4 protein-coding genes are annotated in these 4,494 nt (G+C 67.3%); all 4 read right to left on the reverse strand.

What is annotated here, in order from left to right:
* Positions 1–8: 8 nt before the first annotated feature.
* Positions 9–1,049, reverse strand: a complete 1,041-nt coding sequence (locus AC2VOG_RS06925) for an esterase family protein (RefSeq protein ID WP_486939177.1) — start codon at positions 1,047–1,049, stop codon at positions 9–11.
* Between the two features lie 419 nt (positions 1,050–1,468).
* Positions 1,469–3,472, reverse strand: a complete 2,004-nt coding sequence (gene aftB, locus AC2VOG_RS06930; protein ID WP_486939178.1) for a terminal beta-(1->2)-arabinofuranosyltransferase — start codon at positions 3,470–3,472, stop codon at positions 1,469–1,471.
* The gene (locus tag AC2VOG_RS06935; protein ID WP_486939179.1) at positions 3,450–4,367 is read right to left on the reverse strand and encodes a decaprenyl-phosphate phosphoribosyltransferase; all 918 of its coding nucleotides are present in this window, start codon (positions 4,365–4,367) and stop codon (positions 3,450–3,452) included. Before AC2VOG_RS06935 ends, aftB begins: the two co-directional genes overlap by 23 nt.
* A gap of 2 nt (positions 4,368–4,369) precedes the next feature.
* Positions 4,370–4,494, reverse strand: a 125-nt coding sequence (locus tag AC2VOG_RS06940; RefSeq protein WP_486939180.1) for a phosphatase PAP2 family protein, incomplete at its 5' end; no start/stop codon positions are given.

Consider the following 4,494-nt stretch of genomic DNA (forward strand, 5'->3'; position numbering starts at 1 on the left):
TTCTGGGCTCAGGTGTGCTGGCCGGTCGCCGACGCGGCCGGAGCGCCCGCGCCGGGGCCTGCACCAGGAGTAGCACCGAGGTGCGCCTGCATGTCAGGAATCATGGCGCGCAGCTGAGCGCCCCAGTACGGCCAGTCGTGCGTGCCGTTGGCGTCGAAGTTGAACACCGCGTTGTTGCCGCCGGCCGCCTTGTAGGCGTCTTCCCACTTGATGTTGCTGGTCCGCACGAAGCCCTCGAGGAACTTGGCCGGCAGGTTGTCGCCACCAAGGTCCGACGGCTTGCCGTTACCGCAGTACATCCACACGCGGGTGTTGTTGGCGACGGTCTTGCTGACGTTGAGCAGCGGGTCGTTACGCGCCCACGCCGGGTCTTCCTTGGGCCCCCACATGTCGGCGGGCTTGTAGCCGCCGGCGTCACCCATGGCCAGACCGATCAGCGACGGCCCCATGCCCTGCGAGGGGTCCATCAGACCGGAGAACGAGCCGACCTCGATGAACTGCGCGGGGTGGTAGTTGGCCAGGTTCAGCGCCGAGGCGCCGGCCATCGACAGGCCGACCGCAGCGCCACCTTCTTGCTTGACGCCCTTGGACGCCAGGAACGCGGGCAGCTCGCTGGTGAGGAACGTCTCCCACTTGTAGGTCTGGCAGCCGGCCTTGCCGCACGCCGGCTTGTACCAGTCGGTGTACCAGCTCGACTGGCCTCCCACCGGCATGATGGCGGACAGGCCGGACTGGTTGAACCACTCGAACGCGGGGGTGTTGATGTCCCAGCCGTTGAAGTCGTCCTGCGCACGAAGACCGTCGAGCAGGTAAACGGCGGGCGAGTTGGCGCCACCGCTCTGGAACTGGACCTTGATGTCACGCCCCATGGCTGCCGATGGCACCTGCAGGTACTCGACGGGCAGACCCGGCCGGGAGAACGCGTTTGCGTCCGCGGTCTGGCCCACGACGCCGATCAGGCCCGGCAGCAAAGCCGCCGCGGCAGCCCCTAGCGCGAGCCGGCGCGGCAAGCCATTTGCCGCGCCGCGAAACCTGTCAACAAGCCTCATTCTTGCTTCCTTATTCATTGTCGGGCCCAACTATGTGGGTCGGACTGCATCGCCCTGATTGCCGGCTTTTCAGTGGGCCGCTGCTTGGCCCGCATCGTTGCCGAGCGCGCCGGCCTGGATGTCCGGCTTCCAGCAAGTCATTCGGACCTGCGTTGAAGCCGGACGGCGCAGCTGTGCTTTCGTAGTCAACCACATGTCGCGGTCTGAACTCTCATCGACGTAGGCCCACAACCGGGCCTCCGGCTGCGTGCGGACCCGCTCATTTCGGCTGCGGACCACCACGCTGTGAATGTGCCGACGAGCGGTTGTTCGCCGGTAAGACTACATATTCGGCATTGCTGGACGCTAATCGGGCCGTGGCGCGCCGGGCGCACCAAATCGATGCGAAAAATTCTTCTGCCATCACTCACGGCCTTGAGCTATGGCCCGGTGGCGGGCACCCCGGCGTAGGGCGGCCGGGCGAACGGCGGGCCGCTCGACTCCGGCACCGCCAAGCCGCACCTGATCAGCTCGTAGCGCGGGACGCGGTCGATACGGTAGCGGGTGAACTGCACCGAGTGCAGCAGGTTGGAGAAGAAGCGGTGGAAGTTCATTGGTCCGCGCACCGAATTCAGCACCTGCTGGGTGCCCTCGCATTTCAGCGCCGCCTCGGCCTGCTGGACGAAGTTCTGGTCCAGGTAGGCCGGCACACCCGGATACCACTTCACCCATGGCCCGTCCGCGATCACCCAGTCCGGGAAAAGGTTTTTATCGTGCCCGATGCGGCCGTGCTGCAATCGCGCGGTGTGCGCTGCCAGCGGATTGGCCAGCCCGATCTGGTCGATCACCCGGACGTCGAGCCCGACGTTCATGCCGACCATGCCGAGGTTGGTGAAAAAGACGGCGTGCGGGCCGTGTTGCGGTGGCGGGCCATCCTTGGGTGGGATCGGCGGGACAAGATCCCACTGGTCGTAATTGCCCGACGGCAGCAGCAGCGCGCCCTCCGGGGTGTTGTTGAGGGCCACCAGAATGGCGCGCATCCGGGGATAGTCCAGATAGTCGGCGGCGGTCAGCGGATGCGCGTGACCCGTTGCCTGGGCGTAGAACCGCCGCTCGTCGACGATGCCGCTGTAGCCGACCCGGGTGGCGCCGTCGCCCAGCCCGGGCGAATTGGCCGCCCACAGCGCCCAGCCCGCCACCGACATCCACAACGCGCTCACCGCGCCGGCCAGCCAATAGCCGGCCTCGCGCGACAGCCGGGTCCCCTCGGGCACCACCACCGGCACCACCGCGACCGGCGCGAGCAGACATAGCAGCGGGGCCAGCAGTACTCGGCCGTGCATGAAGTCGCCGCCCTGGCGGATCCAGTAGAGCGCCTGCACCAGCCCGCTGACCACGATGAAAATCACGACCGCCGCCGGACTCTGCACTGTCCGCGCCAGCGGGCCACCACCCGGAGCCGTTGTGGCGGTGCCCGACTCGCCGTTATGACGGCGCGCGGAGACCCACAACAGCAGGCCCAGCCCCGTCAACAGCAGCATCGGCACCCACAGCACGTAGGGACCGTTGAAGTTCGTCAGATAGATCAGGCCCTGCGACCACTTGTCGCCGCCGGCGTCCTTGGCCAGGGCGGTGCCGGGAAACAGCAAGCCGTAGTAGCCCATTCGGAAAATCTGGTAGCCCACCGGCAGCAGCCCACCGGCCACCACGATCCCCAGTCGGCGCCGCCCGGTCCGCTCGGCCATCAGCATCATGATCAACGCGCCACCGCCGATCAGCGCCAACTCGGGACGCACCAGCACGCTGCAGCCGGCCACAAACGCCAGCGCGAGCGTGAACACCCGTCCCGCTGGGCGGCCCTTCTTGGCCTGGGACCAGCAGACCATCATCCACCAGAGCAGTCCGAGATAGGCCGTCACCAAACCGCTTTCGAGACCGGAGGTGGCGAAGTCGCGCGCCGGCGGCACGGCGATGTAGACCAGCGCGCCGGCCGGCAAGATGATCGCACGGCGGCCGACCAGGCTGGGCGCGAACAACCGGCCGGTGCCCAGCATCAGCATCGCCAGGCCGGCCAGACTCAGGCCCAGCGCCAGCGCCAGCGCCACGTATTCCAGTTGCAGCGGCCGGGTCAGCATGCTGACCGCGTATTCCAGATAGGTCCACACCACTGAGGTGTTGGCCTCGACCCGCTCGCCGGAGTTGAACACCGGACCGTTGCCCGCCAACAGATTTCGGACGGTGCGCAACACGATCAGGCCGTCGTCGGCGATCCATCGCCGTTGCCAGGCGCCCCAGCCGAACAGTGCCGCGACCACGGCGACACTGCTCCACAGGCTGACCCGGACCGTGACGTCGTAGGGGAACGACGCGCTGCTGACCGGCTTGAGCGCCGGCCAGCGCGAGCGCGTTTCTGGACTGGCGTCAGCCGAGGATGACAGCGACACCAATGGTCCCGATCCAGGCCAGGAACAACACCTGCAGCACCCGGTCGCGCAGCGCGATCTCCTCGGGCTCGCCGGCCACACCGCCGTCCACGTCCACCGCGTAGCGCAGGATCGCGATGGTGAACGGCACCATCGACACCACGAACCAGCCGGCCCTGCCGTGGTCGCGTTCGAAGGCCCACAGCCCGTAGCAGACCACCACCGCGGTGGCCGAGAGTGTCCAGACGAACCGCAGGTAGGTGCTGGTGTAGTTCTCCAGCGATTTGCGGATCTTGGCCCCGGTGCGCTCGGCCAACTGCAGCTCGGCGTAACGCTTGCCGGCCGCTTGGAACAATGAACCGAACGCCAGCACCAGCAGGAACCACTGCGAAAGCTGGATATTGGCGGCGGCTGCACCCGCGATGCCCCGAAGCAGATACGCCGACGAGACGATGCTGATGTCAATCACCGCTTGGTGTTTGAGCCCGAAGCAGTAACCGAGCTGCATGACGATGTAGACGGCCATCACCAGCGCGAGGTTGGGGTTGAGCCCCCACGACACCCCCAGCGACGCCGCGCCCAGCACGACCGCCAGCGTGTAGGCCAGCCACTGCGGAACCACACCCGCGGCGATCGGGCGGTGTTGCTTGGTGGGGTGTTGCCGATCGGCCTCGACGTCACGGGCGTCGTTGATCAGGTAGATGGACGACGCGGCCAGACAGAACACCACGAAGGCGATCGCGACCTGACCCGGGACCCTGGCCCAGTCGTGGTGGACGTCGGTGCCCCATGCTGACAGCGGAGCCGCCGCAACCAGGATGTTCTTCAGCCACTGCCGCGGACGCATCGCCTTGACCACGCCGACAACGACGTTGGGCGGCGGCCCGGCCACCTTCTCGTCTACCTCGCTGCTCATCCTCACGCTCCACCTGTCATGCGACGATCAACCTCGGCCGCTACCGCCGCGACGGCCGCGCCGACCACCACACCGGCGGCCACGTCGCTGGGATAGTGCACGCCGAGCAGCATCCGGGAGAGCACCA

The organism is Mycobacterium sp. TH-M11 (assembly GCF_057473725.1).

Excerpts from the sequence above, each read along its gene's own strand:
- AC2VOG_RS06925 (WP_486939177.1), bottom strand. The coding sequence starts at position 1,049 with ATGAGGCTTGTTGACAGGTTTCGCGGCGCGGCAAATGGCTTGCCGCGC.
- AC2VOG_RS06935 (WP_486939179.1), bottom strand. The coding sequence starts at position 4,367 with ATGAGCAGCGAGGTAGACGAGAAGGTGGCCGGGCCGCCGCCCAACGTC.